Below are 25,814 nucleotides of genomic sequence, written 5' to 3'. Positions count from 1 at the left end.
AGGAGTTCCGATGCGTGGCTCAACGATCGTCGTCGCAATCGCCTTGTCCCTGCTCGTGTCGGCCGCCCCGGCCGGTGCGGTTCGCGACCGCTCAGCACCCGGCACGCCAACGAATCTGCGCGTCACGGCGCTGACGGAGACCAGCGTCTCGTTGGCCTGGGACCCGGCGCGGGACAACTCGTCGAACTGGTGGTACTGCGTGCAGCACAACTTCTCCGGCTGCATCGGCGTCGATCCGCCGAAGACCACGCTCACCCGGCCGCTGCTGATCCCCGACCACACGTACACGCTCAGTGTCTACGCCATCGACGCGAACGGAAACCGGTCGGGCGACAGCAACGCGGTCACGGTCACCACGCCACCGGACACCACGCCGCCGAGCCCCGCCCCGGTGCTCAGTCTCGTCGCGGTGCGCCCGACGCGGATCTCGCTCAACTGGACGTCGTCCAAGGACGACATCAGCCAGGTCTTCCACACCCTGGAGATGGACGGCGCGCCGGTGACCTCCGGCCAGATCGGACTCGGGGCGTACACCCTGCTCGACGTGGTCCCGGGGTCGACCCACACGTTCCAGGTCACCGCGAAGGACGCGTCGGACAACGCGGTGCGCAGCAACGTCCTGACCGTGACCACGCCGCCGGTGACCGAGACGGTGCCGCCGACCGCGCCGACGAACCTCACGCTGTCCTCGGAGAGCGGCGCGCCGGAGATCTGGCTGGACTGGACGCCGTCGACGGACAACGCGGACGCACCGAACCTGATCCTGTACGACGTCTACCTGAACGGCGTGTTCGCCGAGCACGGGATCATCGGCGGGGACGAGACGATCGTGTACTGCGTGGCCGGCGGCCCGACGAAGGTCGAGCTCCGGGCCGTCGACACGTCCGGCAACGTCTCCGGCCCGAGCAACGCGATCATGTTCGACTGCTAGCGGGTGCTGCTCAGCTTGGCGATGGCGTCATCGAGGTGAGTGGTGACGATCCGGCCGGCCTCGCGCGGGGTGAGGTTGCCGGTGAGGGTGAGCCCGCTGAGCCCGATGGCCAGCGCGAGCAGGGCGTGCGCCTCGGGCCGGAGGCTCCCCTCGGTGGCGTGCTCGCCGGTGGCGGATCGGAGCAGGAGTGCGAGAAGCGCGGCGAGTTGGTCGTAGCCCTCGGTGACGCGGTCCTTGAGGCTGGGCCGGGTCAGCGCGTAGGTCTCGAAAGCCTGCGCGACCCGGAAGAGTGTGCGGTCCTCGTCGGTGTGCGGGATCAGCTCGGCGAGGATCGCGTGCAGCGCGCGCCGTGGATCGTCGGTCGCGCCCTCGGCGGCGAGGCGCTCTTGCACTCGCCGGGTGCCGAGGTCGTTGATCGCGGCGAACGCCTCGGTCAGCAGCGCGTCCTTGCTGGGGAAGTAGTGCTGGACGCGGCCCACCGACACACCGGCGGCCTCCGCGACGTGCCGGATGCTGACCTGATCGGCGCCCGCGCTGTCGACGATCGAGAACACCGCTTCCAGGATGTCTCGGCGGCGCTGGTCGTGGGCCGCGCCGACGCCGCGTACCGGGGAGTGTTCGTCGGCCACTCTCGCGCCACCTTTTCGAGACGTTCGTATTGCCTTGTGATCCCGAGTGATGCTACCTTGCCGTCAAGCAAGTCAATACGAACGTATTGTTCAGGTGGGTGATGTCTCGACGTGTGGGAGTCCTGGCGCTGGCGGCCGCCGCGCTGGGTGCGGTGCTGCTCGGCGTGCCGGGCGAGGCCGAGCCGACGGGCGGCACGGTCGTGCTGACCGACAAGGGAGCGGTGCGGGGCAGCGACCGCGCCGGGTATCGCGAGTTCCTCGGGGTCCCGTTCGCCGCGCCGCCGGTCGGACACCTGCGGTGGAGGTCGCCGGTGCCGCGCGCGCCCTGGGCGGGGATCCGGGACGCGACCACGCCGGGCAGTTGGTGCGCCCAGCACGCGTCGAGCACCGGGACACCGCCCAGCCTCGACGAGGACTGCCTGTACCTCAACGTCACCGTGCCCGACTCGGCGAAGCCGACGCGGCCGAAGCCGGTCATGGTGTGGCTGCACGGCGGCGGCTTCATCGAGGGCTCGGGCAGCGAGTACGACCCGCGTCGGATGGCCGTCCAGGGAGACGTGGTCGTCGTGACGGTCAACTACCGGCTCGGCGTCTTCGGCAACTTCGGCCATCCCGACCTGCCCGGCTCCGGCGCCTTCGGCCTGGAGGACCAGCAGGCCGCGCTGCGCTGGGTGCGCCGCAACGCAAACGCGTTCGGCGGAGACGCCGGCAACGTCACGCTGTTCGGTCAGTCCGCCGGCGGGCAGAGCGTGTGCGCGCAGCTCGCCGCACCCGGCGCGGCGGGGCTGTTCCATCGCGCCGCCGTGCAGAGTGCGTTCTGTACCAAGGACATTCCGGCGAACCTGATCGCGCCCGGCCTGCCCTCGGTGCCACCGTGGGAGAAGCTCGCCGCCGTGACCGACCGGGCCCGCAGGACCGCGGTCGAGCTCGGCTGTGCCGACCCCGCCGACGCGCCGGCCTGCCTGCGCCGCCTGCCGGCCGAGCGGCTGATGCCCGTCTTCACGCGGTTCGCCGGCCTGTCCTACGGCGGCCGCACCCTGCCGGAGAACCCGTACGAGATGTTGAAAACCGGCCGCACGCACCAGGTGCCAGTGCTGTCCGGCGCGACCCGCGACGAGGTGACCTACATGCAGGCGCTCAACGATCTCGCCGGCCGGCCGCTCACCGCCGAGCGGTACCGGGAGTACCTGCGCGCGGCGTTCGGCACGCACGCCGACGCGGTCGCCGCGCGCTATCCGCTCCGCGACGGCGAGCCGCCCAGTCGCACCTGGGCCACGGTGGCCACCGACGACGGCGAGCCGCCCAGTCGCACCTGGGTCACGGTGGCCACCGACAGCGGGCTCGCCTGTCCGACCTTCGACCGCAACCGGCTGTCCGCCAGGCACGTGCCGACCTACGCGTTCGAGTTCGCCGATCGGACCGCGCCGCCGAGCCTGCCGGACGTCGGCTACCCGTACGACGCCTACCACTCGGCGGAGACCTTCTACCTGTTCGACATTCGAACGGGGAACGCTCCGCCCGCGCTCAACGCCGAGCAGCGCCGCCTGGGTGACGCGATGATCGCCTCCTGGACGGCGTTCGCCCACACCGGTGACCCAGGCTGGCCGCGAGTTCACCCCGACAAGCCCTACACACAGTCACTGGCCCCCGGACCGGGTGGCATCGGGCCCGTCGACTTCGCCACGAGTCATCAATGCGGGTTCTGGTCGAGTACTCCGGTGTTCTGACAGGCGACCAGGCGCCACCGGCCGTCCTCCTTGGACATGACGAACAGGGGAGTGCCCTCTCCCTCGGATTCCGACGGGCGGCCGTCGGTGCTCACGTACACCTGGCGCACCTTGACGGCGGCGACATCGTCTCGGATGAACAGCACGTGCACCACCTCCAGTGTCACGGCGAGACCCGTCATCCCTCCGGGCAGCACCTGTCTGGTGAACGCCGCGATCTCGTCGCGGCCGAAGAGACGCTTGCCGCCACCGGTTGTCCAGATCGCGTCGGCGCGGAACAGGTCGACGAATTCCTCCACGAGTTCGTTCTGCTGAGCGTGCTCGATGGTGGCGACCACCTGCTTGATCGACTCGACGTCGGTTGCTGTCGAATTCATTGGCACGCCTCAGGATTCGACGATCGGCGTGGTCTGCGCGGAGGCGATTCGCCAGTCGTCGCCGTCTTTCACCATCACGTAGATGAGACTGCCTCTCGTGGGGAGGGAGTCGGACTTCGGCGCGGTGTCGCGCTCGTCCGACACGTGCTTGACGCAGGTCACGATCGCGACGTCCGGGCTCGCGAACCGGATGTCCTCGATCTCGATCTTGGTGAGCACCTGCGCGAGCGGCGTTCGCAGCGCGGCAGTCATCGCCTCGTGGATCTTGTCCCGGCCGAGCACCCGACGCCCGGCGATGTTGACGATGATCGCCTCGCTGGTGTGCAGCGCGACGAACGGTTCGGGATCGACCTGGTAGTGCTCGGCGTCGGTCACCGTTCGCCGGATGGCGGCCGTCTCGTTCTGACTCATGACATCTCCTTGGCAGCTTATCGGAGCGAATCACTCCGTTTGATGCCGACGCTACTCGCGGAGCGATTCGCTCCGCAAGGAATACGATGCCCGAGTGAGCAAGCCCGCACGGAGAGCCCCGCGCCAGGCCGAGGCCGAACGCAACGACCGCGCCGTGCTCCAGGCCGCGCGCGAGGTGCTCGCCACGGACGGGGCACACGCGTCGGTCGCCGCGATCGCCGAGCGTGCCGGCGTCGGGATCGGCACCCTCTATCGGCGCTACCGGACCAAAGAGGAGCTGTTCCAACACCTCGTCGCGATCGTGCTCGGCGACTATCTCGCCGCCGCGCAGGAGGGGTTGGCGCACGAGGACCCGTGGGCAGGCCTGGTGCACTACGTCACGAGCGCGATCGGGCTCGCCTCCGGTTCGCTCGCGCCCATCGCCGGCACGATCGCGGTCACCCCGGAGATGGCGGACAGGAACGAGCGCGCCGACGACGCGGTGCGCGCACTGGTCGACCGCGCCCACGACTCGGGCGCGCTGCGGCCCGACGTGACCCAGGTCGACCTGGAGCTGCTGATCGAGCAACTGGCCAAGTCGCCGTTGCTCGAGCAGCTCAAGAAGCAGGGCCGGACCGACCTGCTGGACGCCGCCATGAACGCGCGAACCCGAATCACCGCCATCGCGGTCGACGGCCTCCGCGCCCCGGCACCGCACCCGCTGCCCGGAGACCCTCCGGGCTACGAGCTGTTCTCGGAGCGGTGGGAGCCCCCACCCGTGGGGTAGGTCAGCGCAGGAACTCCTCGACGACCGGGGTGAGCGCGTCCGGCGAGATCACATGGCCGTGGCCGGGGACCACCCGGTGGTGCCCGTCCGGCACCGCGTCGGCGAACCGCTTCGCCACGTCGATCATCCACTGTGGACTCTCGCCGCCGTTGACCAACAGCGTCGGCACGCTGATCTCGCCGGCCCGCGCCGCCGGATCGTCGCCCCAGCCGTCGATCTGGGCGTAGTCGTACCGCAGCGTGTGCGCGATCCGTTGTGTCTCAACGTCTTCGCACATCGGATCGACGATCTCGGCCGGCATGCCGGTGCCGGCGAAGTGCAGCCGCAGCGCCCCGACCCGGTCGCCGGAGTCGATCAGCGAGTAGAGCCGCTGGTTCGCCCGCCGCTGCTCCTCGCGCTCGGCGTCGGTCTGCTCCGGCGCGAACGGCGGCTCGTGCGCGATCAGCCTGGTGATCGGCAGCCCGTCCCGCGCCGCGTGCAACGCCAGCGCGGCGCCGGAGGAGTGGCCGTACACCGCCGCCGAGCCGCCGGCCGCCTCGATCAGCGCGGCCACGTCCTCGACCTCCCGCTCGATCGCGAACTGCGCGGTGTCACCGCTGTCGCCGCGTCCTCGTCGGTCGTAGTTGATCACGGTGAACGAGCGGCCGAGGTGCTCGGCGTGCTGCCGGGTCACCGCGCGGTGGCACAGCGCGCCGCTGACGAAGACCAGGGGCGGGCCGTCGCCGAGCCGCTCGTAGGCGATCGTGGTGCCGTCGGCCGAGGTCACGGTGTCCATGAGTGCTCCTTTCACAAGGGGGTTCACGCACTAGGACTCACCGCGCGGCCGAAATTCGTCGCACTCCGGGAAGAACGCGGCGAGCCCGGCACGTGATCCGTGCCGGGCTCGCCATCGCGCGTCGGTCAGGCGCGTGTCCCACGGACGTCGTAGGAGATGTTGACCGTCTCGTCCGCGCCGGGATTCGGCCGCCAGCCACCGGACATCGACGTGCCGTCCGCGCTGAACGTGCCGGTGTAGGTCGCGTCGAGCACGCCGTGCGTGACGGAGATCGAGAATCCGTCCTCGCGCACGGTCCACCGGTACGGCAGCGGCTCGGGCGCCATGTTGGAGTACACCGTGGACGGGAACGTGTCCGTCTCCGGGTCGTACCCGATCAGCTCGTGGCTCCGCACGTTCACCATGCCGGCGAAGTCGATCTCCACCTCCTGCACGAGGAAGAAGCCGCCGGGCAGCCACGTGTAGGTGGCCGTTCCGGTGATCGTCTCCTCGTCGGAGCCGATCAGGTTGCCGGTCATCGTCCAGGTGCCGACCAGGTGGTCGAGCCGCTTCAGTGCCGGGTGCGGCGTGGGCATGCCGGGGGTGGAGTTCGCCATGATCGTCTTCTTTCTCGTCCGTGGGGGAGTCGGTCAGGCCTTCGCCGCGTCGACCAGCTTCTGGATGTCGATCTTCCGCATCTTGTACATCGCCTGCGCCGCGCGCTCGGCGACGACCTTGTCCTCGTTGCCGACCAGCTCCAGCAGGACGCGCGGGGTGATCTGCCACGAGACGCCGTAGCGGTCCTTGAGCCAGCCGCACTGGCTCTCCTCGCCACCGTTGGAGGTCAGCTCGTTCCACAGTTGGTCGACCTCGTCCTGGGTGTCGACCCGTACGAAGATCGAGAACGCCTCGCTGTGGGTGAAGTGCGGGCCGCCGTTCAGCGCGATGAACCGCTGGCCGTCGAGCTCGAACTCGACGATCAGGACCTTGCCGTCCGCGCCGCGCATGGTGCTGGTGACCTTCGAGTTCTTCACCAGCGAGGTGTAGTAGCTCGCGACCTCCTCGGCGTTGTCGACGAACCACAGGTAGCTGGACACGCTGCTCATGATCTTTCTCCGATCGCTGTCTGTTGTACGGTCCACGAGTTGTTCGCTTCCCGTCGTTTCGCGGATACGTCGGAGCCACGCCGGCCGCTTCGACATGATCGGCGGAAAAATATCGAAAAAGTTGTTCGCCCAGGTCAGAGAGCATGGAGAGGCAGGCAGTCATGCGGAAGCTCACGTACTTGGTGGCGGCGACCATCGACGGGTTCATCGCGGCGGACAGCGACGAGGACCCGACCGGCGACGTGTTCCGCGTGGACGGTGACGAGGCGGCCTACCTGATCTCCGAGTTCCCGGAGATGATCCCGACGCACCTGCGTGAGCCGCTCGGCGTCACCGCGGAGCCCAGGGTGTTCGACACCGTGCTGGAGGGCGCCAACTCCTACCGGATGGCGCTCAAGGACGGTGTCGCGAACGGCTACCGACACCTGGAGCACTACGTCTTCTCGCGCACCATGGCCGGCGTTCCGGACCCGGCGATCCACGTGAGCGACGACCCGCTGGGGACCGTGCGCGAGTTGAAGCGCAAGGAGGGCAAGGGAATCTGGCTCGTCGGCGGTGGCGGGCTCGCGCGCTCGCTGCTGCCGGAGATCGACGAGATCATCGTGAAGCAGCACCCGATCGTGCTCGGCTCGGGTGTGCCGATGTTCGGCGAGCCGCGGGAACTGGTCCGGTTCTCGCTCACCGCGAGCACGCTGTTCGACAGCGGCGTCGCGGTCCTCAGCTACGCGCGGAGCTGATCAGGCAGGTCGTCGTGGCGTGCGCGATCAGCGTGCCGTCCTGGTCGACCACCCTGCCCTCCGCGGTCGCGATCGTCCGTCCGATGCGGACGGTCGTACCGGTGGCGGTGAGCTTGGCGCCGGCGGTGGACGCCGACCGGATGTAGTTGACCTTCAGTTCCAGTGTCGTGTACGTGGCCCCGGCGTCCAGCGTGGAGTGCACCGCGCAGGCCATGGCGGAGTCGAGCAGGGTGGCGCAGATCCCGCCGTGCACGGTGCCGAGCGGGTTGGCGAAGTCCGGCCGGGTGGACACGCTGATGACCACCTTGCCGTGCGCGATCTCGTCCATCGTCATGCCGAGCAGGTCGCCGATGAACGGCGGACGGTCCGGCAGGTCCGCGAACGAGCGCAGTAGGTCCAATCCGGCGGTCATGAGGCCACCCTTCGTTGATATAGAACGATCGGTCTATTCGGCTACACTCTGACACGTCATAGACTGGTCGGTCTATACCGAGTGAGGGAGACCTGGGTGACATCCGGACCGCGGCAGCGCCTGATCGACAGCGCGGTGACGCTGATCCGCGAGCGCGGCGTGCACGCCACCGGTGTGACCGAGCTGCTGGAGCACAGCACCACCGCGCGCGGCTCGATCTACCAGCATTTCCCCGGCGGCAAGGCCGAACTCGTGGAGCACGCCACCCGGCACGCCGGCGAGCAGGTCACCGCCAAGCTGGAGTCGATCACCGCGAATGGCACGCCGGCCGACTGGGTGGACGCGCTGGTCACCTGGTGGGAGAAGGCGCTGCGCGCCTCCGACTACGGCATGGGCTGCCCGATCGCCGCCGCCGCGCTCGCGCCCTCCGAGAACGGGGGAGCGCGCGCCGCCGCGGCCGAGGCGTTCGCCGCGTGGCGGGAGATCCTCCGCGCGGCGCTGGTCGGGCAGGGCGTGCCCGGCCCGCTCGCCCGCTCGGCGTCCGGCTTCGTGATCAGCGCGCTCGAAGGCGCGATCATCCAGGCGCGCGCGATGGAATCGACCCGCCCACTGCGCGACCTGCGCGCGAACCTGACCATCCTGCTGACCACCTACTGTCCACAATAGACAGTCGCGAGTGGACGGTCAGCGGGCGCGCTGCACCCGGCCCTCGTCCCACACCGGCTCGTCGGCCTCGTAGACCTGCCCGTCCGACCCGAAGATCAGGAACCGGTCGAAGTCGGCGGCGAACCAGCGGTCGTGGGTCACCGCGAGCACCGTGCCCTTGAACGACTCCAGGCCGTGCTGCAGTGCGTCCGCGCTGGCCAGGTCCAGGTTGTCGGTCGGCTCGTCGAGCAGCAGCAGCGTCGCGCCGGACAGCTCCAGCAACAGGATCTGCAGCCGCGCCTGCTGCCCGCCGGACAGCGTCTCGAACAGTTGCCGCCCCGTCGCCGCGAGCTCGTAGCGGGCCAGCGCCATCATCGCCTCGTTGAGCGTCAGCGCGTGCTCGGCCATCACGATCTCCGACGCGGTGCGGCCGTGCAGGTCCGGCCGCGAGTGCGTCTGCACGAAGTAGCCGGGCACCACCCGCGCACCGAGCCGCGCGACACCGGTGTGCGCGACCGACGGCCGAGGATCGGGACCGTAGGACTCCGCGAGCAGCCGCAGGAAGTGCGTCTTGCCCGAGCCGTTCGAGCCCAGTACGGCCACCCGCTCGCCGTACCAGATCTCCGTGTCGAACGAGCGCATCAGCCCGGACAGCTCCAGCGACTCGCAGATCACCGCCCGCTTGCCAGTCCGCCCGCCGCGCAGCCGCATGCGCACCTTCTGCTCGCGCGGCGGCGTCTCCGGCGGGCCGGCGTCCTCGAACCGCTTGAGCCGGGTCTGCGCCGCCTTGTACGCCGGAGCCATGCCGTCGTTGTAGGAAGCCTTCTGGCGCAACGTGTTCACCAGGACCTTGAGCTTCTTGTGCTCCTCGTCCCAGCGCCGGCGCAGCTCGTCCAGCCGGGCGATGCGTTCCTCGCGCGCCGTGGCGTAGGTGGCGAACCCGCCGCCGTGGATCCACACGTTGCGCGACTCGACGGTGACGATCCGGTCGGCCACGTTCGCGATCAGCTGGCGGTCGTGCGACACCAGCAGCACGGTCTTCTGGCTGGTCCGCAGGCGTTCCTCGAGCCACTGCTTGCCGGGCACGTCGAGGTAGTTGTCCGGCTCGTCGAGCAGCAGCACCTGGTCCGGGCCGCGCAGCAGCGCCTCCAGCACGAGGCGCTTCTGCTCGCCGCCGGACAGGGTGCCCACCGAACGGGCCTGCGCCTCGTCGTACGGGATGCCGAGCGCGGCCATCGTGCACGCGTCCCAGGTCACCTCGAGGTCGTAGCCGCCGGCGTCGACCAGCTCGGTGATCGCCTGGGCGTACCGGATCTGGCTGCGCTCGTCGTCGGCCCGCTCGACGGTCGCCTCCGCGTCCGCGACCGCCGTGGCGGCGGCCTGAACCCGGTGCGGCGCAACGGAAAGCAGCAGATCGCGCACGGTGGTCGTGTCCCGGATGCCGCCGACGAACTGGCGCATCACACCGAGCCCACCGGAGGACGCGACACCGCCGTCGGCCGGGTCGATGTCGCCGCCGATCAGGCGCAGCAGCGTCGTCTTGCCCGCGCCGTTCGGCCCGACCAGTGCGGCCTTCACACCGTCGCCGATGCGGAAGGAAACCTCGTTGAGCAGCACGCGTCCGTCCGGGAGCACGAAGCTCAGCCCGCTCACGTCCACGTGTCCCATGACGATGACGGTAGGTGGCCCTACTGTTCCTGGCGACCGAATTTGAGCGACCGAGGAGCATGCATGGACAAGCGGCGCACGGCGGTGCTCGCACTGCACTGGCAGGTCAACGTGATCAAGCCGGAGGGCTTCTTCGGCGGCATGCTCGCCGAACCGGTGGCCCGCAGCGGTGTCGTCGGCTGCGCCAGGCGGTTCCACGACAACGTGCGGGCCCTCGACGTTCCGGTGATCTTCGTCAGGTTCACGATCCCGGCCGGCGAGGGCGGCCTGGTCCGCAACACGCCGTTCATGACCATGGTCGGCGACGCGCAGGAGTCCTTCCGCCCGGACGCTCCCGGCACCGCGCTGATCGAGGAGATGCGCGCGCAGGCGGATCTCGTGGTGGACAACCAGAAGCTGTCCGGCCTCGCCGGCAGCGACCTGCCCGCCGTGCTCGCCGAACGCGGGATCGACACCGTGTTGATCACCGGGGTGGCGACCAACCTGACCGTTGAGCAGACCGCCCGGCACGGCACCGACCTCGGGCTCACCGTGCACCCGGTGCGCGACTGCGTGACCGCGGCGTCGGAAGCGGCGCACCTCGCCGCGCTGGACGGTATGCAGCTGACCACGGCCGGCTGCCTCGGCGCGAACGACGCGGTGGCCGCGCTCGCCTCATGACGTGCCCTCGAGTGCGGCGGACTGGGTGGCGATCGACTTCCAGCGCGCGACCAGCGCGGTGATCGCCGACCAGGTGCCGAGCTCCGCCGACGCCTGACACGTGCGCACGAACTCGGCCGTGAACCGGGCGCGCTCGGCCGGCGCCAGCACGTCCAGCCACGGGAACTCCTCGGCCAGCGCCGCCGCCGCACGCGGCTCGTCCACCAGGTAGAGCACGCTGCGCAACGCCCGCGCGGTGAGCGCGGCACCGCCGACCAGCGCGTCCCGCTGGTCCTGCCGGGTGAGCACCAGCGCCTCGCCGTCGCGCCGGCGCACCCGCACCTCGCCCTGGTCGGCCAGTGCCGCCACGGCCTTCGGATCCCGTTGCAGTTCGCTCCACTGCACCTCGGTCGGCACCGGTGACACCCGCCTCGGGCGCCGCGCGGTGCCGGCCGGCGCGGAAGCCGTTCGCAGTCCGAACAGTTCGCGGTACACACCATTGGCCGTGGCCAGCTCCAGGTGCGTGCCGCGCTCGGCGATCCGCCCCCGGTCGAGTACGACGATCTGATCGGCCCGCCGCACCGTGGACACCCGCTGCGCCACCACGATCCGGGTGCACCCGGCCCGGGCGAGCGCGGCGTGCACCTCGGCCTCGGCGGCCTCGTCGAGCGCACTGGTCGCGTCGTCCAGCAGCAGTACCGCCGGGCGGCCGGCCAACGCCCTGGCCAGTGCCACCCGCTGCCGCTGGCCCCCGGACAGTTCGGCGCCGCCGTCGGTGAGCACGGTGCGGTAGCCGTCCGGCAGCCGCAGCACCTCCTCGTTCAGGCCGGCCGTGGTCGCCGCCCACGCGATGTCCTCCTGCGAGGCGGCCGGCGCGTCCATTGCGATGTTGTCGGCGATCGTGCCGGCGACGATCTCCGGGTGCTGCGGCACGTACCCGCGGCCGGCGTTCAGCTCGGCGATGTCCACGCCGTCGAACCTGATCTTGCCCCTGGTCGGCCGGTGCCCGCCGGCGAGCAGCCGCAGCAGGGTCGACTTGCCCGAGCCGGAGCGGCCGACCACGGCGACGAACGAGCCGGCCGGACAGTCCAGCGACACGTCCCGAACGGCGGGCGGCCCGTCCCACCCGACCTTGCGCAGCTCCACCCGCCCGGTCAGCTCGATGATCTCGGCCCGTCCGCCGTTGGGCAGCAGCGCGGCGATCGTCTTCGGCAGCCTCGCGTCGGCGGCGACCTGTCGCAGCGGCGCGAGCAGGATCGCGGCGGCGACGGTGAAGGCGAGCATCCGGCCGGTGGACAACTGCTCGGCGAGCACCTGCTGCGTGCCGTACCCGAGCACCGCGATCACCATCAGCCCGTGCACCGCGTCGTGTGCCGCGCCCCGCCTGACCCCGCTGAGCATCAGTCCGATGTGGACGATCAGCGCGACGGTGACGATCAACCCGAAGTCCGCGGCGATCACCACGAACCCGGCGAGCCAGGGCAGCGCCGCCGCGGTGTCGAACACCGCCCCGAGCCCGGTTGCCCTGGTGCGCGCCCGCACCGGTGCCAGCATCGCCTCGCGGGCGCTGCCGAGCCCCAGCCGGACGATCACCGCGACGGCGGCCATGACCGCCAGCACGCCGAGCCGGTCCACCGATCCACTCGCGATCACCGAATCGACGGTGATCGCGAGCAGTGCGGCGAGCAGAACACACAATGCGCTCGACAGGATCGTGCACACCGCCGCACCGGCGATTCGCGCGCCGCTTCTCGTGGTGTTCACGGTGTCGCACTCTCCTGCTGTCGCACTGATTCCGGGGCCGGCGCGGTGAGGTAGGCGGTGCCGGCGCCGGCCGCGGCGATCAGCATTGCCACGAGTACCGCGAGGAACAGCAATCCCGGAGTCGAATCCCATTTCTCATAGGGCGCCGGCGTTTCGCTTTCCGCGGGCGCCACGTGAATCCTGTGCAGCGCTTTCGGCATCGTGGTCTCCTGGAATCAGAACTTGAACATGGGAAGGTCGATTCGCAGCTGGTACTTCTTGTCGTGCGACTTCTTCGTCGTGAACGTGATGAACGCGGGCTTGGTCGGCACGGCGACCGGCACGTGGACGATCTTGGTGTGCACGACCGGCACGGTGCGCACGATCGTCTTCACCGGGACCTGGCGCTGGATCTTCCGCTGCGCCTTCTGCTTCGTCTGGGCCTTCGTCGTGCAGACGCAGCTGACCGTGCGGACCGTCTTCTTCTTCGCCTTGCCGACCGGCGCGCGCTTGACGGTCTTGCGCTTGACGACCTTCTTGGGCGCCTTCTTGACCGGCTTGGCGGGACGCTTGGCCGGGGCCTTGGCGGGTGGCGCCGGCGGCAGCGGCAGGGCGGCGGGCGCGCCCTGCGGGAGCGGCCCGGAGACCGGCGTCGCGGGCGGCGGCGGGGTCAGCGGCATCGGTGTCGGCCGGTTCGCCGGCGAGGCCGACGCCTTGGGCGGGGTCTCCTTCCCGCTGAACAACTGCACCGCGCCGAATGCCAGTGCGAAGATCAACAGACCGGCGACGATGGAGGTCATCACCATCGCGGGCCTGGACTGTTTGATCGACTCGAGCGCCATGTTCACTCCCAGATCGTGTTCTGAACTTGCCTGGGCAGACCGTGTCGCCGGGCGGTTCACGCGAGGTCTCGCCGTGGTCAAGCGCTCGGATCGCGCCGATTGACCGATTGCCGGCCCGGCTCGGGGAACTCGCCTGGTCGCGCGCCTTGGGAACGCCGCTGACCTGCGGTTTGACCGGTTCTGGTCCGGTTTGACCCGGCCGATTGACCGCCTTGATACCGGCGCGCGCGAACGTCGCGGTTCGCCGGGGGTGTTCCGGCCACGGATGAACTACTCGGGAGTCGAGATGGTGCAACGGTCGAGGTCGGTGCTCGCGATGTACGCGGTCGCCGGCGGTCTCATGTTGGTCGGGGTCGGCGTCGCCGCGGCGACGATGCTGGACGAAACGCCGCAGGCGCGGGCCGGCACGCCGGTCGCGCCGCTACCGCCCGCGCCGCCGCCCGTGCCGGTGTCGGTGGTCGCGCCGATCCCGCCGAAGGAGTTGAACCCGGCGCCGCAGGGTCGTCCGTTCATCGGGCCGATCGCGGTCACCACCGCGCCGCCGAGGCCGGTTCCCGCGGTGAACGCCGCGCCACCGGCGCCGCCGGTGAAGGCCGTGCCCGCGCCGGCCGTGAAGCCGGCCCCTGTCGCGGTGCTCGCCGCCGCCAAGCCGGCGCCGGTGGTGACGAAGCCCGCGCCGGCGGTCAAGGCGCAATCGGTCAAGGCCCAGCCGGTCAAGGCGCTGGCCGCGGGACCGTCCGCGACGTCGTCGGCCACCGTGAAGGTGAGCGGCGGCGGCACGGGGACCGTCACGGTGAACGGCGTCAGCATGACGATCGGGTCGGGCAAGCCGATCACGCTTCCCGCGTGCAATCCGAAGCGGGATCAGCGGATCAATTTGCCGCTGTGCGACAACGTTCCTCCGCTCAAGCCGCTTCCGGTCAAGCCGATCAAACCGGTCAAGCCCGTGCAGCCGATTAAGCCCGCCAAGCCCGCGAAGCCGACGTGCAAGGCGTACCTGCCGGTGTGCGGCTACGAGAAGCCGGTCCCGCTGCCCATTCCCACCGTCGACCCGGAAAAGAAGATCCGTGAAATCGCCGACCGTGTGGTGAAGCACGTGACCGAGTTGGTGAAGAAGAACCCGGAGCTCACGAAGAAGGTGGAACAGCGACTGGAAAAGGCGCTCGACAAGGTCGTGTCCGACGTGAAGCCGAGCAACAAGAAGCAGGCGAAGAAGTCGGGCAAGCACAAGTCGTGCGATCTGCCGCACCCGGGAACGGGCATGCCGATCTGATCACCTGCGCCCCCACACATCGCGCCGCTCGCGGATCACCGCGGGCGGCGCGTTCTTGTGTCCGCTGACCTGTGCGTTCGCGACTTCTGAATCTGATCGGAGCGCGGTCTGACCCGGTGCTGACCGATCGGGGCGAGATTTCCACCGACAGACTCACCCCGATCAGGAGGACCACAATGCACGACTCATCGCACGACACCGGCAGCACGCACCGTCGTAGCCGGGCCGTCCCGTGGCTCGTCGGAGCCGTCGCCGTACTCGGTCTGCTGCTGACCGGTGGTCTGGCCTGGAACTGGTTCGGCGCGTCCGCCCCGGCGGCCAGCGCGACCCCGAAGGCCGGGGTCCTCGTGCCGCCGGCCCCTCCGGCCCCGCTGCCGCTGCCCGTGCCGGCGCCGCCTGTTCCGGTCCCGGCACCCGCGCCGGCTCCGAAGATTCTGCCGCCGCCGTCGAAGCAGACGACCAAGAAGCCGGCGCCGAAGAAGGTGACCAAGAAGAAGGTCACCAAGAAGGTCGTGACCCAGAAGCGGCCGGTCAAGAAGATCACCAAGCGGGTCGCCACGAAGCGGCCGGTGGTCCGGACCGTGCAGACCCGGCCGGTGACCCAGCGGGTCGTGCACGTCGTCTACACGACGCCGGCCAAGGAGGTCTGCACGTGCACCATCACCGTCCCGGCGAAGAAGGCGATCAAGAACGTCGTGCATAAGAAGGTCGTGAAGCACGACTCGAAGCCGGCCAAGAAGTCCGTCAAGAAGACGATCAAGCCGGTGAAGAAGCAGTGCCACAAGGCGCACAAGTGACCAGGTCTGTCCAGACGACAGGGAAGGGGTGAGCCGATGGACTGGTCGATGTTGGTGCCGTTGGCGTGGTGCATCCTGCTGGGTGCACTGCTGCTGTGGGTGTTGTCCGCCGTATGGGGGCCGACCGAACTGAGCCGATCGGCGGCCGTCGTACCGAGGCGCTGGTCGTCGCGGCGATGGGTGTACTACACGCTGGCCGGTGGTGCGGTCGCTGTGTTGTTCACGTTGTTCGGGTCGGGCGTCAGCGATCGCGCCGCGCCGCAGGCTTCCGCCGCGTCCAAGCCGGCCGCGAAGTCGAGCGGTGCGAAGTCCAGTGCTTCGAAGTCGGGCGGCTCGAAGAAGTCGAGCTCGTCCGGTGGGGCCAAGAAGTCGAGTTCGTCAGGCGGCGCGAAGAAGTCGAGCGGCTCGACGAAGAGTTCGAGTCCGACCAAGAAGAGTACCTCGACGAAGAGCACGGGTTCGACCAAGAAGGCGACCCCGGCCGGCCCGAGTTCACCCAAGAGGACGAACTCGGCCGGTTCGAGTTCTGCCAAGAAGACCGGTTCGGTGAAGTCGAACGCGGTGAAGGGCCGTGATCAGGGTCCGACACCGCAGCGTGCGGCGCAGCAGGCGCGTGATCGGAAGGCGAGTAGCGCGAGTTCGGACTCGGGCATGAGGTTCACCTCAACAAAGTCGGATGCGGTGAAGGGCCGCGACACCGGTCCGACGCCGCAGCGCGCGGCGCAGCAGGCCCGTGACCGGAAGGTGACGAAGTCGAGTTCCACCAACTCCAACGTGACGAAGAAGTCGTTGCAGGGCCCGACGCCGGAGCGTGCGGCGCAGCAGGCGCGTGATCGGAAGGCGGCCAGTTCGAGTTCGGCGAGCAAGTTCACGTCGACGAACAAGCCGTTGCAGGGCCCGACCCCCGAGCGCGCGGCGCAGCAGGCGCGGGACGTGAAGTTGGCGCGGGCTGATCAGGCGCGGAAGTCGCAGGGTCCGACGCCGGAGCGTGCGGCCCAGCAGGCGCGGGATGTGCGTGCCGCGCGGCAGACGGCACAGCCCCCCAAGCGGGTGTACGGGCCGTTTGCGCCCAAAACGGCACCGAAACCGCAGGAGAAGAGCCTTCGCGATCAGATCGGTGAGGGGTTGCTCAAGGCCGAGGACTCGGCCGAGCGTGCGATCGGGTATGGGCTCAAGGCGGTCAGGGACTGGGCCGAGCGCGAGGGCAACAAGGAGAGGGCTTACCCGAACAAGTTGTCTGACCCTGTCACCATGCGGACCCGCGTTCACGCGGGTGTGTACAAGTCCGTGTACGACAACGGCAAGGCCGCCGCGTCGGCCTTCGACACACTCGATCGCGCGTCAGGCGGTGACAAGAAGGCCCAGCAGGAGATCGTGCAAGGTGTCGAGGATTTCGGGAATGGTGTCGCGAAAACCGCCAACGACATCAAGAACGACCCAAAGGGATCGCTCAACAAGGTCGTGGAGAACGGCAAGCAGGCCTTTGACGACTTCACGAAGGCGCCCTCTTCCACCACTGGCGAGTTCATCGGCGATCTCGTCGGCTTTGGCAAGGTCACCAAGCCGGCGAAGGTTGCTGGTTCGGTGGCCGACGCGGGGCGGTCGGCCGGCCGTGGTGGCGACCGGGCTCCGGCCACCGATGAATCCCGAGCGGACGGCCCGAGCGGATCCGCGCCCGAGTCGGCACGGGGTTCTGGCGGCACCGGTCGGGGGACCGGCGGTTCGTCCGGCAAGGGCAGCGGTCCCGGCGGTGCGGGTCCCGGCGGTGGTGGCAAGGGCCCAGGCGGAGGCGGAAACGGTCCCGGCGGCGGAAACGGCGGCGGCAGGGGCGACTCCGGCTCCAACGGGGACAGCGGCACCGGTCCCCGCTCGAACCGGGGCGCGCCCCCGGTCGGCATCTCCCGCAAGGACGCGGGCCGGAAGAACAACGACAAGACGAAGGGGGAGCCCACTCAGACCGACAAGCACAAGAAGCACCTCAAGCGCTCCGACCTCGACGGCGCCCGGCGTGAGTCCGGCGGTGAGGTCGTGAAGAGGAAGGCCAAGACCGGTGTGCCCTATGACCACGTTGACGAGGTGCAGAATTCCCAGCGGGGTCTGCTGAACCAGATCGACTGGCTCAACAAGAAGCTGGACGACTCGCGCACGTCCGACGCGGACAAGAAGAAGATGGAGGCGGAACTCGGCGAGGCGAGCAAGCTGCTCGACCGTTCCGAGGGCTTCCTGCCGCGCTTGGGGCCAGACGCACCGCGCAGCAAGGCAAACCGACGCAAGGCCAAGAGCGGCGTTCCCGCTCGCGGCACCGCCGGTTCGAGTGCGAACCAATCCCGTAGGGGTGGTGTTCCGGGCGCCGTCGCGCCGCAGGGCGCGAAGGTAGACAGCGGGGTGCCCGCCAACGGTGACGCCGGTGGTCGAGGCGTTCCGATCCCGTCGGGTGCGGCGCCGTCGACGTTCCGGCCGATCTCCGCGACGCTCGACGGGGAGCGGCTCGGTCCGCCGGCATGGACCAGGTCAGAGACCAGGCAGGCACCGTCCCATGCGGAGGTGCAGGGTCGGGTGGACGACGCCGCGCTTCCGGACGACTTCACTCGCAGATCGACCGGTCTCCCGGCGCCGACCGGCAACCGCGCGCCGTCGCTGTGGGAGACCAAGCGCGAGCGGAAGCAGGACCCGGAGGGCAAGCTCTTCGAGGCCGAGGCCAGTGCGGTCACCGGTAAGCGGACGTGGCCGCTCCTCGGCGGCAGGGGAGAGGCCACCAGCCAGTTCGGCGCCGATGCTTCGGTGAACGCAGGTGCGGGCTGGGGCGTCGGGCGGAAGTTCACCGACACGGGGTGGCGGCACAACAACGCCGGTCCGGCCGCCGAGGCCGGTGCCAAGTTCAGCGGCGGATGGAAGGGCGACGCCAAGGTTGACCTCGAGCGTGGCCCGGTCCGTGGCCGGGTCAAGGGCAACATCGTGGTCGGCGCCGAGGCGAAGGGCAGCCTCAGGTCGAACAAGGAGGGCTTCACCGCCGCCGGAGATGCGATCGGCGGTGCGAAGCTCGGTATTCGCGGTCAGGTCGATGTCGCCGGGATCGGGGTCGGTGCCAACGCCGGCGTGATGGCCGGTCTCGGAGCCCGCGGCCACGTCACCGCGGGGAAGGGCGCGGACGGCCTGTGGCATCTCAGGGGCGAGGGCGGCGCCGCGCTCGGCGTCGGCGCCGAGGCAGGGTTCGATCTCTCGCTCGACGTGGCCAGGGCACGAGCGGCGGCCGTGGCCGCCGGTGAGGCCATCGGTGACGGTGCGGTTCGTGCCGGCCTGGTCAACGCGCCGCCGAACGGTGCCGCGACGGCGGACGTCACCAGACAGGCGAAGAAGGGTGTACCCGTCAAGAAGGCCAACAAGGGTAAGAAGAGCACCGCGAAGAAGGGCAAGACGAAGAAGTCGAACAAGGCCAGGGGAGGCAACCGTGGCCGCCGTTGAGACCACTCACCAAGGAGAGATGGCCATGGCAACCGAGCTGCCGATTTTGATCAGCTTCGAGCTGCCGGAGGGCTGGCAACCCGTGTCGCCGGACGAGGTCGGTGCGGAGGGGGCGGCGTTCGTCGCGCTGAACCTCGCCACGCAGGGGTCGGGGTTCACCGCGAACATCACGATCGACGGTGACCGCAGGCCGGACGCGACACTGGCCGACCTGGCCGACGCGTCGGCGCGTGATCTCGCGGCGGCGACGCAGGAGACCACCGTGGTGAACCGGGAGGAGGTGGGCGGTCCGGAGGCACCCGGGCTGACCCAACTGCTCCGGCTCACCACGCCGGTCAACGATGTCGTGCTGGAACTCGTGCAGTCGCAGGTGTACCTCGCGATGCCCGGCGCGGTCGTGATCAGGGCGATTCTGACTTCCACGGAGGATCAGTTCGCCACCGTGGTGCCGGACTTTCAGAAGTTCGTCTCCACGCTGCAGCCCGACATCGGCGATTGATCACCGGGTGGTGATCTGCTGAACCGCCCAGGCGTTCCCGTCGGGGTCGCTGAAGAACACGAAGCGGCCCCACGGGAACTCCTGGACCTCACTGACCTCGACGCCACGCCCGGCCAACTCGGCGTGCGCGGCGTCGGCGTCTTCGACGACCAGTTGCAGGCCTTTCACCGAGCCCGGCTCGGCGTCGGTGACTCCGGTGCCGATCGAGATCGAGCACGCCGATCCGGGCGGGGTGAGCTGGACGAAGCGGAGTTCGTCGTTGACCTGGTGGTCGTGGTCGGCGTTGAACCCGGCCTTCTCGGTGTAGAACGCCTTCGATCTGTCCACATCGGATACGGGCACGGCGATAAGTTCGAGCTTGAAGTCCATGGCGGAAGCCTGCCACGCGGAACCGACAAATCACAGGTCCGCGAGGTTCGCGGCTTTCATCTCGAGGTAGCGCTGCTCCTGCAGGCTGGCGGTGCGGCGGGCCGCCGTGCGGTACGCCTCACGCGCGGCGGAGGTGTCGCCGAGCATCTCCAGCAGGTGTGCGCGCACGGCGTCCACCCGGTGGTGCTTGGCGAGCCGCTTGTCGTCGTCCAAAGTGGACACCAGGTCGAGCCCGGCCCGCGGACCGTGCACCATCGCGGTGGCCACCGCCTTGTTCAGCGTCACCATCGGGTTGTCCTGCAACGATTCCAGTACCCCGTACAGCGCGAGGATCTGCGGCCAGTCGGTCTCCTCGGCGGTCGGCGCCTCGTCGTGCAGCGCGGAGATCGCGGCCTGCAGCCGGTACGGCCCGACGCCCGGCCGGGTCAGCGCCTCGGTCACCAGCGCCACCCCTTCGGCGATCGCCTCGCCGTCCCAGAGCGCGCGGTTCTGCTCGTCGAGCGGGATCAGCGTGCCGTCCGGCTCGGCCCGCGCGTCCCGCCGCGCGTCGGTGAGCAGCATCAGCGCGAGCAGCCCGGTCACCTCACCGTCCTCGGGCAGCAGCCCGCGCACGGCCCGCCCGAGCCGGATCGCCTCGGCGGTCAGCTCGACCCGTTGGGTCACCGGGCCGGAGGTGGACGCGTAGCCCTCGTTGAAGATCAGGTACAGCACGTGCAACACAGTGCGCAGCCGCTCGGCGCGCTCGCTGTCCGGCGGCATGACGAACCCCACTCCGGAGTCCTTGATCCGCTGCTTGGCCCGCGAGATCCGTTGTCCCATCGTGCTTTCCGGCACCAGGAACGCCTTGGCGATCTCCTCGGTGGCCAGGCCGCCGACCGCACGCAGGGTAAGCGCGATCTGCGACGGCGGGGTCAGCGCGGGGTGGCAGCACAGGAACAGCAGCACGAGCGTGTCGTCGGCGTCGCCGTGCCGGTCGAGGTCCGCACCGGGCGCGAGCAGCTCGTCGGCCGGTGTCTGCGCGACCACGGTGTCCTCGCGTCGGCGGCGCGAGGACTCGCTGCGCATCTGGTCGGTCAGCCGGCGCGAGGCGACCCTGATCAGCCAGCCGCGCGGGTTGTCCGGCACGCCCTCCTCCGGCCACTGGGTGGCGGCCGCGAGCAACGCCTCCTGCACGGCGTCCTCGGCCGCGTCGAACTGCCCGTAGTGGCGCACCACCGCGCCGAGCACCTGGGGCGCCAGCTCGCGGAGGACGTCCTCGATTCGCCTGTCGGACAACGGGATCACGCCCCTGGGGTCTCCTCTGCAATCGTCAGGAGCAGCCGGACGCAGTGTGCCACCAGCCGCTCCTTGCGCGGTCGCACCGTGCCGTTCAGATAGCTGATGAACAGGTTGGTGAACGCGCCGACCACGCTGGTGGCGATCATGTCCCGCTCGTCGGCGTCGATGCCGGGGGACAGGTGCTCGCGGATCAGCGCGGCGAACACGGCGGTGAACTCGAAACCCTTGTCATACAACGCGTGTTCGGTCATCGGCCCGAGCAGCAGTACCCGGCCCAGCCGAGGGTCGTCCAGGATCAGCTCGACGAACGCGGTGACCGCCGCGGTGGCCATCGCCTCGGGTTCCGGCTCGGACCGGGCGACCGCGCGCACGAGCGTGTCCCGTGCGGCCTCGGCGACGTGCTCGTACACCGCGATCAGCAGCGCGTCGCGGTCGGCGAAGCTCTCGTAGAAGTACCGCTCGGTGAGCTTCGCGCGCCGGCACGCCGCGCGCACGGACACCACACCGTCCTGCTCGCCGAGCAGGTCCACGCCGGCGCCGACCAGCTTCTGCCGGCGCTCGGCCTGCCGGTCGGCGAGCGTGGTGCCGCCCCAGACGCGCGGTGTCGGCATCCGGCTCCTTCGGTTGACGTGCGGTGTTCGCCATCCTAATCTGACAACGTGCGTGGTCAGTTTAATGAAGTGACAGCCGCCGACGAACTGCCGGCCGGCGAGCCGGTGCCGCTCGGCCCGGACTCGCTGACCTGGAAGCATTTCGGCGACTGGCGCGGCCTGTTGCCGGCGCTGTGGGCCGGCTCGATGCAGAACATGCATCCGGAGTTGGGCGCCGGCGTCGAGGAGCACTCGCGGTTCTTCGACGAGCGGTGGGAGCGGCTGTTCCGGTCGCTGTACCCGATCGGCGGGGTGGTCTACGACGGTCCGCGCGCGCCGGAGACCGCGCTGGAGGTTCGCGGGTACCACAACACGATCAAGGGTGTGGACTCCCGCGGCCGCCGGTACAGCGCGCTCAACCCGGACACCTACTACTGGGCGCACTCCACGTTCTTCGTCGGCATGCTGCTCACCGTCGAGTACTTCTGCGGCGGGCTGTCCGAACAGGACAAACGCACGATGTACGACGAGCACGTGCGGTGGTACCGGCTGTACCGGATGAGCATGCGCCCGGTGCCGGAGACCTGGGAGGAGTTCCAGGAGTACTACGACCGGATGTGCCGCGAGGTGCTCGAGGACAACAAGGCCGCCAGGGACGTGCTCGACATCGCCCGGCTCGCCAAACCCGTTGCCACGCCGTGGATGCCGGACTTCGTGTGGCGGATGCTGCGCCGGCCGATCGCCAGGGGCGGAGTGTGGATGACCGTCGGGCTGTACCACCCGGCGGTGCGCGAGAAGCTCGGCTACACCTGGACGCGGCGCGACGAGATGGCGTTGCGACTGCTGGGCAAGGTGATCAACGCGGCATTCACGGTGGTGCCCTTCGAGCGCCGCTACCATCCCCGGGCGCGCGCCGCGTGGCGGCGGGTGCGCGGTGCGGAGCCGGTTGACGCGCCGCTGGTGGAGACGCCGGCGCGCAACCTGCCGCCGGTGGCCGAGCGCGACGATCCGAAGCACTACTCGCCGAAGGTCTAACCGCCAGCGTCAACCCCAGGTTGTCCGCAGACCCGATCTTCGTCGGCGAGGGTGACCTGGAGGCGGCGCGGGCACTGGTGGCCGACGCGCACCTGTTCGCGGACAGCGGCCAGGTCGGCTAGCTTTCGCGGATCTTCTTCATCAGGGGGCCGAGTTCGGGGTCGGAGGACAGCTGCGCGAGGGCGGTGTCCAGGGTCCGCTCGTACACCTCGACCGCGTCGGCGAGCGTGGTCAGCCCGTCCTTGGTGATGCTGGTGTACACGCCGCGCCGGTCGTTCTCGCACATCTGGCGCTCGGTGAGGCCGGTGCGCTCCAGGCGCGCGACGAGCCTGCTCACCGAACTCTGGTTCAACGATGTGGCGTCGGCGAGTTCCTGCATGCGCAGTTCGCCGTCGTCCTCCTTGGACAGCGCGAGCAGGGCGAGCAGTTCGGAGAAGCCGATGCCGAGCCGGCGCTGCAGCGCCCGGTCGACGTCGCCGCGCACTTTGGCGTGCACCTCGGTCAGGCAAACCCACAGCTCCCCGGTGGTGGACAGCTCCACCGGCCGCCACGGGGCGGTGACCTTGTTGGCGACCTTCGCGGGTTTGGTCATACCTGGAAGTCTACGCCTATGCACATACATGGACCGTTCACGCGAACATCAATAGAAGTGGCGCAGTGACGGCCAGAGTCGCGACCACGTGTCGGTCGGCGCGTCGCACAGGGTGAACCGGGTTCCCTGCTCCTTGTTGTCGACGCCGAGGCCGTTGTCGTTCTGGCCGGCCGCGCGACAGCCGGTGAACCAGCGGCCCACGGTCGTCGGATCAGGGCCGATCAGCAGGACGGGACCGGTCATGGTGTCCGGCGGTGGGCCCCAGTCCGCGTAGGACATGTGGCCCGAGTACGCGCGGGGGAGCCCGTGCTCGTGGCCGTACATGTCGATCGCGCCGGCCTGCCCGTAGTTGCGGGTGAAGATCACCGCCGTGCCGCGCCGGGCCGCCGGGATCTCCCGCCACACGTGCGCCGTGTTCTCGGTGAACCGCTGCCAGCCGACCGTCTCGCCCGGCTCCTCGGTGATCGCCATCGCGATCCCCACCTGGTCCGGTGGCAGCACCGGCAGCGCCACGGCCACGGACACCACCACCCCGACCGCCGCCGCCACGCCGGCCGAGGCCCGGCGCGCCCGCCCGCCGCGAGACAGCCAGCGGACCGTCGGCGTCGCCCCGGCCGCCAGCAGCACGACGAGCATCGGCAGCGCGTAGTACGGCTTGCCGCCGACCGCGATGATGATCACCGCGAGCACCGGGTAGGCCACCGCGAACGAGCGCGCCCAGCGCATCGCCGGGTCCCGCCACAGGCGCACGAGCCCGGCGATCCACACCGGCACGAGCACCGGTGACAGATAGAGCAGTTGGTGCGGGACGAACATCAGCCGGTTTTCCAGCCCGTCGTCCTCGCTGATCCCGGAGGCGACGGTGAGCATCGGCCAGTCGTTCGCGGCCTGCCACACCAGCAGCGGCGCGACGATCACCGCCGCGATCGCGATCCCCGCGGCGAGCCACGCGCTGCGCAGCACCTCGCGTGGGCCGACCGCCAGGACGCCGACGCCGATCGCGACGACGAGCAGGAGCACCAGCCACTTGTTCGCCAGGCCGACGCCGATCACCGCGCCGATCGGGATCCACCACCGGCCGTCGCGGGTGCGCAGCAGGCACAGCGTCAGCAGGCTGATCGCCAGCCACAGCAGCAGGTCCACGCCCGCGGTGGACAGCCAGTGCGCGTTGCTCAGCACGTAGCCCGAGAGCGCCGTCGCCACCGAGGCGAGCACCTGCGCGGCCCGTCCGCCGCCGAGTTCGCGGGTGATCAGCGCGACCAGGACGACGACCCCGGCCGCGATCACCGTCGCGACGACCCGCAGCCCGGTCGGCGTGTTGCCGAACAGCGCCGTGGACAGCTTCGCCAGGATCGGGGTGATCGGCGGATTGTCGACGTAACCCCAGGCCGGCCGATTTCCCGAGGCGACGAAGTACAGCTCGTCGCGGTGGAAGCCGTAGCGGCCGGACAACGCGGTCAGGATGGCCACCTGGACGGCGACCACGGTCGCGATCGGGGCACTGGCGAAGCGGGGAAGCGCAGCGACGCCGGCGGGAGGCACGGCGGGTAACGGCGACTGGCGGGCGCGTGGACCCGTGGCTGTCATGCTGGGATTGTCTGCGTAAAACATGATCACGTTTCAACACCGATCGCGGCACGCAGTCGCGCGAGCACGCGCGCGATATGCGGCAGCCGGTCGGTGCCGGTGCGGGTGGCGAGGAACAGCGTGTTGATCGGCGGCTCGTCCGGCTCGTGCGCCATCACGAGTGCGCCGGATTCGAGCGCGTGCCGGCACAGGTAGGTCGGCAGCACGCTGACGCCGGCGCCCTCGATCACGGCGGCGAGCACCCCGCGCAGGTCGGGCACCACGACCGCCGGGCTGGCCGTGGCGCGGGTGCCGAACACCGCGCGCCAGTAGCGCCGGACGATCGGCAGGTCCTCGGCATAGGCGACGAGCGGGGCGGCGCGCAGCCGTGCCGGATCGCCGCCCCACTTGTCCATTGTGGACGGTGCGGCGACGAGCGCGAACTCCTCGTCGAACCACCGCGTGGCGGTGATTCCCTTGCCACGCGGGCGAATCGCGGCCAGCACGATGTCGAACCGGCCGGCCCGCAGGCCGACGAGTAGGTCGTCGGCGAGGCCGAGGGTGACGCGCAACCGCAGGCCGTCGGCGACCAGGCCCGCCAGCGCGGGCACGACCAACGTGGTGATCAGCTCGGCCGGACCGGCCAGGTGTACGGGCCGCGCGAACGGCGAGTGTTCGCCGAGCCCTCGCTCGGCGACGGCGGCGATCGCGTCCACGTGCTCGGCGATCTGACCGGCCAGCTCGTCGGCGACGGTGGTCGGGCTCACGCCGCGCGGCAGCCGCTCGAACAGCTGCTGGCCCAACTCCCGCTCCAGCGCCTTGACCTGCGCGGTCACCGCCGGCTGCGACAGTCCCAAGTGGACGGATGCGGTGGTCACCGAGCCGGCCCGGTACACCGTGAGAAAGGTCTTCAACAGGGAGAGATCCACGGCCGCACCTCATCAGAATTCTGATGGCTGGTCGTCG

Annotated in this window: 29 protein-coding genes; 12 read left to right on the top strand and 17 right to left on the bottom strand. The window is 69.9% G+C overall.

Annotation, left to right across the window (positions count from 1 at the left end; genetic code table 11):
- Window positions 1-10: 10 nt before the first annotated feature.
- Window positions 11-931, top strand: coding sequence for a fibronectin type III domain-containing protein (locus EV193_RS03825; protein ID WP_130342510.1), 921 nt, complete (start codon window positions 11-13; stop codon window positions 929-931).
- On the opposite strand, the gene EV193_RS03820 is transcribed toward EV193_RS03825, so the two are convergent.
- Window positions 928-1,560: a TetR/AcrR family transcriptional regulator gene (locus EV193_RS03820; RefSeq protein WP_130342509.1), complete on the bottom strand. Its 633-nt coding sequence runs from the start codon at window positions 1,558-1,560 to the stop codon at window positions 928-930. The two genes, EV193_RS03825 and EV193_RS03820, sit on opposite strands and share 4 nt — an antisense overlap.
- A 101-nt stretch (window positions 1,561-1,661) precedes the next feature.
- Here EV193_RS03820 and EV193_RS03815 point away from each other — a divergent pair, with 101 nt between their 5' ends.
- Window positions 1,662-3,287: a carboxylesterase/lipase family protein gene (locus tag EV193_RS03815; protein WP_130342508.1), complete on the top strand. Its 1,626-nt coding sequence runs from the start codon at window positions 1,662-1,664 to the stop codon at window positions 3,285-3,287.
- On the opposite strand, the gene EV193_RS03810 is transcribed toward EV193_RS03815, so the two are convergent.
- Window positions 3,251-3,664, bottom strand: a complete 414-nt coding sequence (locus tag EV193_RS03810; protein ID WP_130342507.1) for an SgcJ/EcaC family oxidoreductase — start codon at window positions 3,662-3,664, stop codon at window positions 3,251-3,253. The genes EV193_RS03815 and EV193_RS03810 overlap by 37 nt on opposite strands.
- Window positions 3,665-3,673: 9 nt before the next feature.
- Window positions 3,674-4,075: a nuclear transport factor 2 family protein gene (locus EV193_RS03805; protein WP_130342506.1), complete on the bottom strand. Its 402-nt coding sequence runs from the start codon at window positions 4,073-4,075 to the stop codon at window positions 3,674-3,676.
- Window positions 4,076-4,169: 94 nt separating this feature from the next.
- On the opposite strand from EV193_RS03805, the gene EV193_RS03800 reads away from it, so the two are divergent.
- The gene (locus EV193_RS03800; RefSeq protein WP_130342505.1) at window positions 4,170-4,841 is read left to right on the top strand and encodes a TetR/AcrR family transcriptional regulator; all 672 of its coding nucleotides are present in this window, start codon (window positions 4,170-4,172) and stop codon (window positions 4,839-4,841) included.
- 1 nt (window position 4,842) lies between these two features.
- Here EV193_RS03800 and EV193_RS03795 read toward each other — a convergent pair whose 3' ends face one another.
- The 3 genes from EV193_RS03795 to EV193_RS03785 form a co-directional block, all read right to left on the bottom strand.
- Window positions 4,843-5,616 carry an alpha/beta fold hydrolase gene (locus tag EV193_RS03795; RefSeq protein WP_130342504.1) on the bottom strand — a complete coding sequence of 258 codons (774 nt, stop codon included), beginning with the start codon at window positions 5,614-5,616 and terminating at the stop codon, window positions 4,843-4,845.
- Between the two features lie 125 nt (window positions 5,617-5,741).
- Window positions 5,742-6,212 (bottom strand): DUF1579 family protein, encoded by a 471-nt coding sequence (locus EV193_RS03790; RefSeq protein ID WP_207222474.1) that lies wholly within the window; start codon window positions 6,210-6,212, stop codon window positions 5,742-5,744.
- A 33-nt stretch (window positions 6,213-6,245) separates the two neighbouring features.
- The gene (locus tag EV193_RS03785; protein WP_130342503.1) at window positions 6,246-6,701 is read right to left on the bottom strand and encodes a VOC family protein; all 456 of its coding nucleotides are present in this window, start codon (window positions 6,699-6,701) and stop codon (window positions 6,246-6,248) included.
- A 161-nt stretch (window positions 6,702-6,862) separates the two neighbouring features.
- Here EV193_RS03785 and EV193_RS03780 point away from each other — a divergent pair, with 161 nt between their 5' ends.
- Complete coding sequence (locus tag EV193_RS03780) at window positions 6,863-7,438, top strand: dihydrofolate reductase family protein (protein ID WP_130342502.1); 576 nt, start codon at window positions 6,863-6,865, stop codon at window positions 7,436-7,438.
- Here the strand turns inward: EV193_RS03780 and EV193_RS03775 are convergent.
- The gene (locus tag EV193_RS03775; RefSeq protein ID WP_130342501.1) at window positions 7,419-7,850 is read right to left on the bottom strand and encodes a PaaI family thioesterase; all 432 of its coding nucleotides are present in this window, start codon (window positions 7,848-7,850) and stop codon (window positions 7,419-7,421) included. The genes EV193_RS03780 and EV193_RS03775 overlap by 20 nt on opposite strands.
- 96 nt (window positions 7,851-7,946) lie before the next feature.
- Between EV193_RS03775 and EV193_RS03770 the strand changes: the two genes are divergently transcribed.
- Complete coding sequence (locus tag EV193_RS03770; protein WP_130342500.1) at window positions 7,947-8,516, top strand: TetR/AcrR family transcriptional regulator; 570 nt, start codon at window positions 7,947-7,949, stop codon at window positions 8,514-8,516.
- A gap of 18 nt (window positions 8,517-8,534) precedes the next feature.
- Here EV193_RS03770 and EV193_RS03765 read toward each other — a convergent pair whose 3' ends face one another.
- Window positions 8,535-10,163: an ABC-F family ATP-binding cassette domain-containing protein gene (locus tag EV193_RS03765; RefSeq protein WP_130342499.1), complete on the bottom strand. Its 1,629-nt coding sequence runs from the start codon at window positions 10,161-10,163 to the stop codon at window positions 8,535-8,537.
- Between the two features lie 63 nt (window positions 10,164-10,226).
- Between EV193_RS03765 and EV193_RS03760 the strand changes: the two genes are divergently transcribed.
- Window positions 10,227-10,823 carry a cysteine hydrolase family protein gene (locus EV193_RS03760; protein WP_130342498.1) on the top strand — a complete coding sequence of 199 codons (597 nt, stop codon included), beginning with the start codon at window positions 10,227-10,229 and terminating at the stop codon, window positions 10,821-10,823.
- Here the strand turns inward: EV193_RS03760 and EV193_RS03755 are convergent.
- Genes EV193_RS03755 through EV193_RS03750 form a run of 3 tightly spaced genes read right to left on the bottom strand, consistent with a single transcriptional unit; the run spans window position 10,818 to window position 13,387 of the window.
- Window positions 10,818-12,566 (bottom strand): ATP-binding cassette domain-containing protein, encoded by a 1,749-nt coding sequence (locus EV193_RS03755; protein ID WP_165401208.1) that lies wholly within the window; start codon window positions 12,564-12,566, stop codon window positions 10,818-10,820. The genes EV193_RS03760 and EV193_RS03755 overlap by 6 nt on opposite strands.
- Window positions 12,563-12,766 (bottom strand): hypothetical protein, encoded by a 204-nt coding sequence (locus EV193_RS33095; RefSeq protein ID WP_165401207.1) that lies wholly within the window; start codon window positions 12,764-12,766, stop codon window positions 12,563-12,565. The genes EV193_RS03755 and EV193_RS33095 overlap by 4 nt, the downstream gene beginning before the upstream one ends.
- 15 nt (window positions 12,767-12,781) lie before the next feature.
- Window positions 12,782-13,387 carry a hypothetical protein gene (locus tag EV193_RS03750; protein ID WP_130342496.1) on the bottom strand — a complete coding sequence of 202 codons (606 nt, stop codon included), beginning with the start codon at window positions 13,385-13,387 and terminating at the stop codon, window positions 12,782-12,784.
- A gap of 265 nt (window positions 13,388-13,652) precedes the next feature.
- Here EV193_RS03750 and EV193_RS33090 point away from each other — a divergent pair, with 265 nt between their 5' ends.
- From EV193_RS33090 to EV193_RS03725, 5 genes are all read left to right on the top strand, one after another.
- Complete coding sequence (locus EV193_RS33090) at window positions 13,653-14,660, top strand: hypothetical protein (RefSeq protein ID WP_165401206.1); 1,008 nt, start codon at window positions 13,653-13,655, stop codon at window positions 14,658-14,660.
- Between the two features lie 176 nt (window positions 14,661-14,836).
- Window positions 14,837-15,457 (top strand): hypothetical protein, encoded by a 621-nt coding sequence (locus EV193_RS33085; protein ID WP_165401205.1) that lies wholly within the window; start codon window positions 14,837-14,839, stop codon window positions 15,455-15,457.
- A gap of 113 nt (window positions 15,458-15,570) precedes the next feature.
- Entirely contained in the window at window positions 15,571-16,032 is a 462-nt protein-coding gene (locus tag EV193_RS03735; RefSeq protein ID WP_130342493.1) for a hypothetical protein, read from the top strand.
- Window positions 16,033-16,138: 106 nt separating this feature from the next.
- On the top strand, window positions 16,139-18,919 hold the full coding sequence (locus EV193_RS03730) for a polymorphic toxin type 28 domain-containing protein (RefSeq protein WP_130342492.1): 2,781 nt from the start codon (window positions 16,139-16,141) through the stop codon (window positions 18,917-18,919).
- A 25-nt stretch (window positions 18,920-18,944) separates the two neighbouring features.
- On the top strand, window positions 18,945-19,418 hold the full coding sequence (locus EV193_RS03725) for a hypothetical protein (RefSeq protein ID WP_130342491.1): 474 nt from the start codon (window positions 18,945-18,947) through the stop codon (window positions 19,416-19,418).
- Here EV193_RS03725 and EV193_RS03720 read toward each other — a convergent pair whose 3' ends face one another.
- Genes EV193_RS03720 through EV193_RS03710 form a run of 3 tightly spaced genes read right to left on the bottom strand, consistent with a single transcriptional unit; the run spans window position 19,419 to window position 21,676 of the window.
- Window positions 19,419-19,787 (bottom strand): glyoxalase superfamily protein, encoded by a 369-nt coding sequence (locus EV193_RS03720; RefSeq protein ID WP_130342490.1) that lies wholly within the window; start codon window positions 19,785-19,787, stop codon window positions 19,419-19,421.
- Between the two features lie 30 nt (window positions 19,788-19,817).
- Window positions 19,818-21,062: an RNA polymerase sigma factor gene (locus tag EV193_RS03715; protein WP_130342894.1), complete on the bottom strand. Its 1,245-nt coding sequence runs from the start codon at window positions 21,060-21,062 to the stop codon at window positions 19,818-19,820.
- Between the two features lie 5 nt (window positions 21,063-21,067).
- Window positions 21,068-21,676, bottom strand: coding sequence for a TetR/AcrR family transcriptional regulator (locus EV193_RS03710; RefSeq protein WP_130342489.1), 609 nt, complete (start codon window positions 21,674-21,676; stop codon window positions 21,068-21,070).
- A gap of 69 nt (window positions 21,677-21,745) precedes the next feature.
- Here EV193_RS03710 and EV193_RS03705 point away from each other — a divergent pair, with 69 nt between their 5' ends.
- Window positions 21,746-22,690: an oxygenase MpaB family protein gene (locus EV193_RS03705; RefSeq protein ID WP_242613115.1), complete on the top strand. Its 945-nt coding sequence runs from the start codon at window positions 21,746-21,748 to the stop codon at window positions 22,688-22,690.
- A gap of 118 nt (window positions 22,691-22,808) precedes the next feature.
- On the opposite strand, the gene EV193_RS03700 is transcribed toward EV193_RS03705, so the two are convergent.
- From EV193_RS03700 to EV193_RS03690, 3 genes are read right to left on the bottom strand one after another with little or no spacing between them, the layout of a single operon-like run.
- Entirely contained in the window at window positions 22,809-23,282 is a 474-nt protein-coding gene (locus EV193_RS03700) for a MarR family winged helix-turn-helix transcriptional regulator (RefSeq protein WP_130342488.1), read from the bottom strand.
- Window positions 23,283-23,330: 48 nt separating this feature from the next.
- Window positions 23,331-24,869 carry an ArnT family glycosyltransferase gene (locus EV193_RS03695; protein WP_130342487.1) on the bottom strand — a complete coding sequence of 513 codons (1,539 nt, stop codon included), beginning with the start codon at window positions 24,867-24,869 and terminating at the stop codon, window positions 23,331-23,333.
- A 26-nt stretch (window positions 24,870-24,895) separates the two neighbouring features.
- On the bottom strand, window positions 24,896-25,777 hold the full coding sequence (locus tag EV193_RS03690; RefSeq protein ID WP_130342486.1) for a LysR family transcriptional regulator: 882 nt from the start codon (window positions 25,775-25,777) through the stop codon (window positions 24,896-24,898).
- Between the last annotated feature and the right edge of the window lie 37 nt (window positions 25,778-25,814).

The sequence above is a fragment of the Herbihabitans rhizosphaerae genome (genome assembly GCF_004216555.1).
GTDB lineage: Bacteria > Actinomycetota > Actinomycetes > Mycobacteriales > Pseudonocardiaceae > Herbihabitans > Herbihabitans rhizosphaerae.
This window is presented reverse-complemented; position numbering and strand designations above follow the sequence as displayed.

Excerpts from the sequence above, each read along its gene's own strand:
- EV193_RS03775 (WP_130342501.1), bottom strand. The coding sequence starts at position 7,850 with ATGACCGCCGGATTGGACCTACTGCGCTCGTTCGCGGACCTGCCGGAC.
- EV193_RS03785 (WP_130342503.1), bottom strand. The coding sequence starts at position 6,701 with ATGAGCAGCGTGTCCAGCTACCTGTGGTTCGTCGACAACGCCGAGGAG.
- EV193_RS03765 (WP_130342499.1), bottom strand. The coding sequence starts at position 10,163 with ATGGGACACGTGGACGTGAGCGGGCTGAGCTTCGTGCTCCCGGACGGA.
- EV193_RS03780 (WP_130342502.1), top strand. The coding sequence starts at position 6,863 with ATGCGGAAGCTCACGTACTTGGTGGCGGCGACCATCGACGGGTTCATC.
- EV193_RS03695 (WP_130342487.1), bottom strand. The coding sequence starts at position 24,869 with ATGACAGCCACGGGTCCACGCGCCCGCCAGTCGCCGTTACCCGCCGTG.
- EV193_RS33085 (WP_165401205.1), top strand. The coding sequence starts at position 14,837 with ATGCACGACTCATCGCACGACACCGGCAGCACGCACCGTCGTAGCCGG.
- EV193_RS03760 (WP_130342498.1), top strand. The coding sequence starts at position 10,227 with ATGGACAAGCGGCGCACGGCGGTGCTCGCACTGCACTGGCAGGTCAAC.
- EV193_RS33095 (WP_165401207.1), bottom strand. The coding sequence starts at position 12,766 with ATGCCGAAAGCGCTGCACAGGATTCACGTGGCGCCCGCGGAAAGCGAA.
- EV193_RS03825 (WP_130342510.1), top strand. The coding sequence starts at position 11 with ATGCGTGGCTCAACGATCGTCGTCGCAATCGCCTTGTCCCTGCTCGTG.
- EV193_RS03710 (WP_130342489.1), bottom strand. The coding sequence starts at position 21,676 with ATGCCGACACCGCGCGTCTGGGGCGGCACCACGCTCGCCGACCGGCAG.
- EV193_RS03790 (WP_207222474.1), bottom strand. The coding sequence starts at position 6,212 with ATGGCGAACTCCACCCCCGGCATGCCCACGCCGCACCCGGCACTGAAG.
- EV193_RS03725 (WP_130342491.1), top strand. The coding sequence starts at position 18,945 with ATGGCAACCGAGCTGCCGATTTTGATCAGCTTCGAGCTGCCGGAGGGC.
- EV193_RS03750 (WP_130342496.1), bottom strand. The coding sequence starts at position 13,387 with ATGGCGCTCGAGTCGATCAAACAGTCCAGGCCCGCGATGGTGATGACC.
- EV193_RS03815 (WP_130342508.1), top strand. The coding sequence starts at position 1,662 with ATGTCTCGACGTGTGGGAGTCCTGGCGCTGGCGGCCGCCGCGCTGGGT.
- EV193_RS03810 (WP_130342507.1), bottom strand. The coding sequence starts at position 3,664 with ATGAATTCGACAGCAACCGACGTCGAGTCGATCAAGCAGGTGGTCGCC.
- EV193_RS33090 (WP_165401206.1), top strand. The coding sequence starts at position 13,653 with ATGAACTACTCGGGAGTCGAGATGGTGCAACGGTCGAGGTCGGTGCTC.
- EV193_RS03805 (WP_130342506.1), bottom strand. The coding sequence starts at position 4,075 with ATGAGTCAGAACGAGACGGCCGCCATCCGGCGAACGGTGACCGACGCC.
- EV193_RS03720 (WP_130342490.1), bottom strand. The coding sequence starts at position 19,787 with ATGGACTTCAAGCTCGAACTTATCGCCGTGCCCGTATCCGATGTGGAC.
- EV193_RS03795 (WP_130342504.1), bottom strand. The coding sequence starts at position 5,616 with ATGGACACCGTGACCTCGGCCGACGGCACCACGATCGCCTACGAGCGG.
- EV193_RS03735 (WP_130342493.1), top strand. The coding sequence starts at position 15,571 with ATGGGGGCCGACCGAACTGAGCCGATCGGCGGCCGTCGTACCGAGGCG.
- EV193_RS03700 (WP_130342488.1), bottom strand. The coding sequence starts at position 23,282 with ATGACCAAACCCGCGAAGGTCGCCAACAAGGTCACCGCCCCGTGGCGG.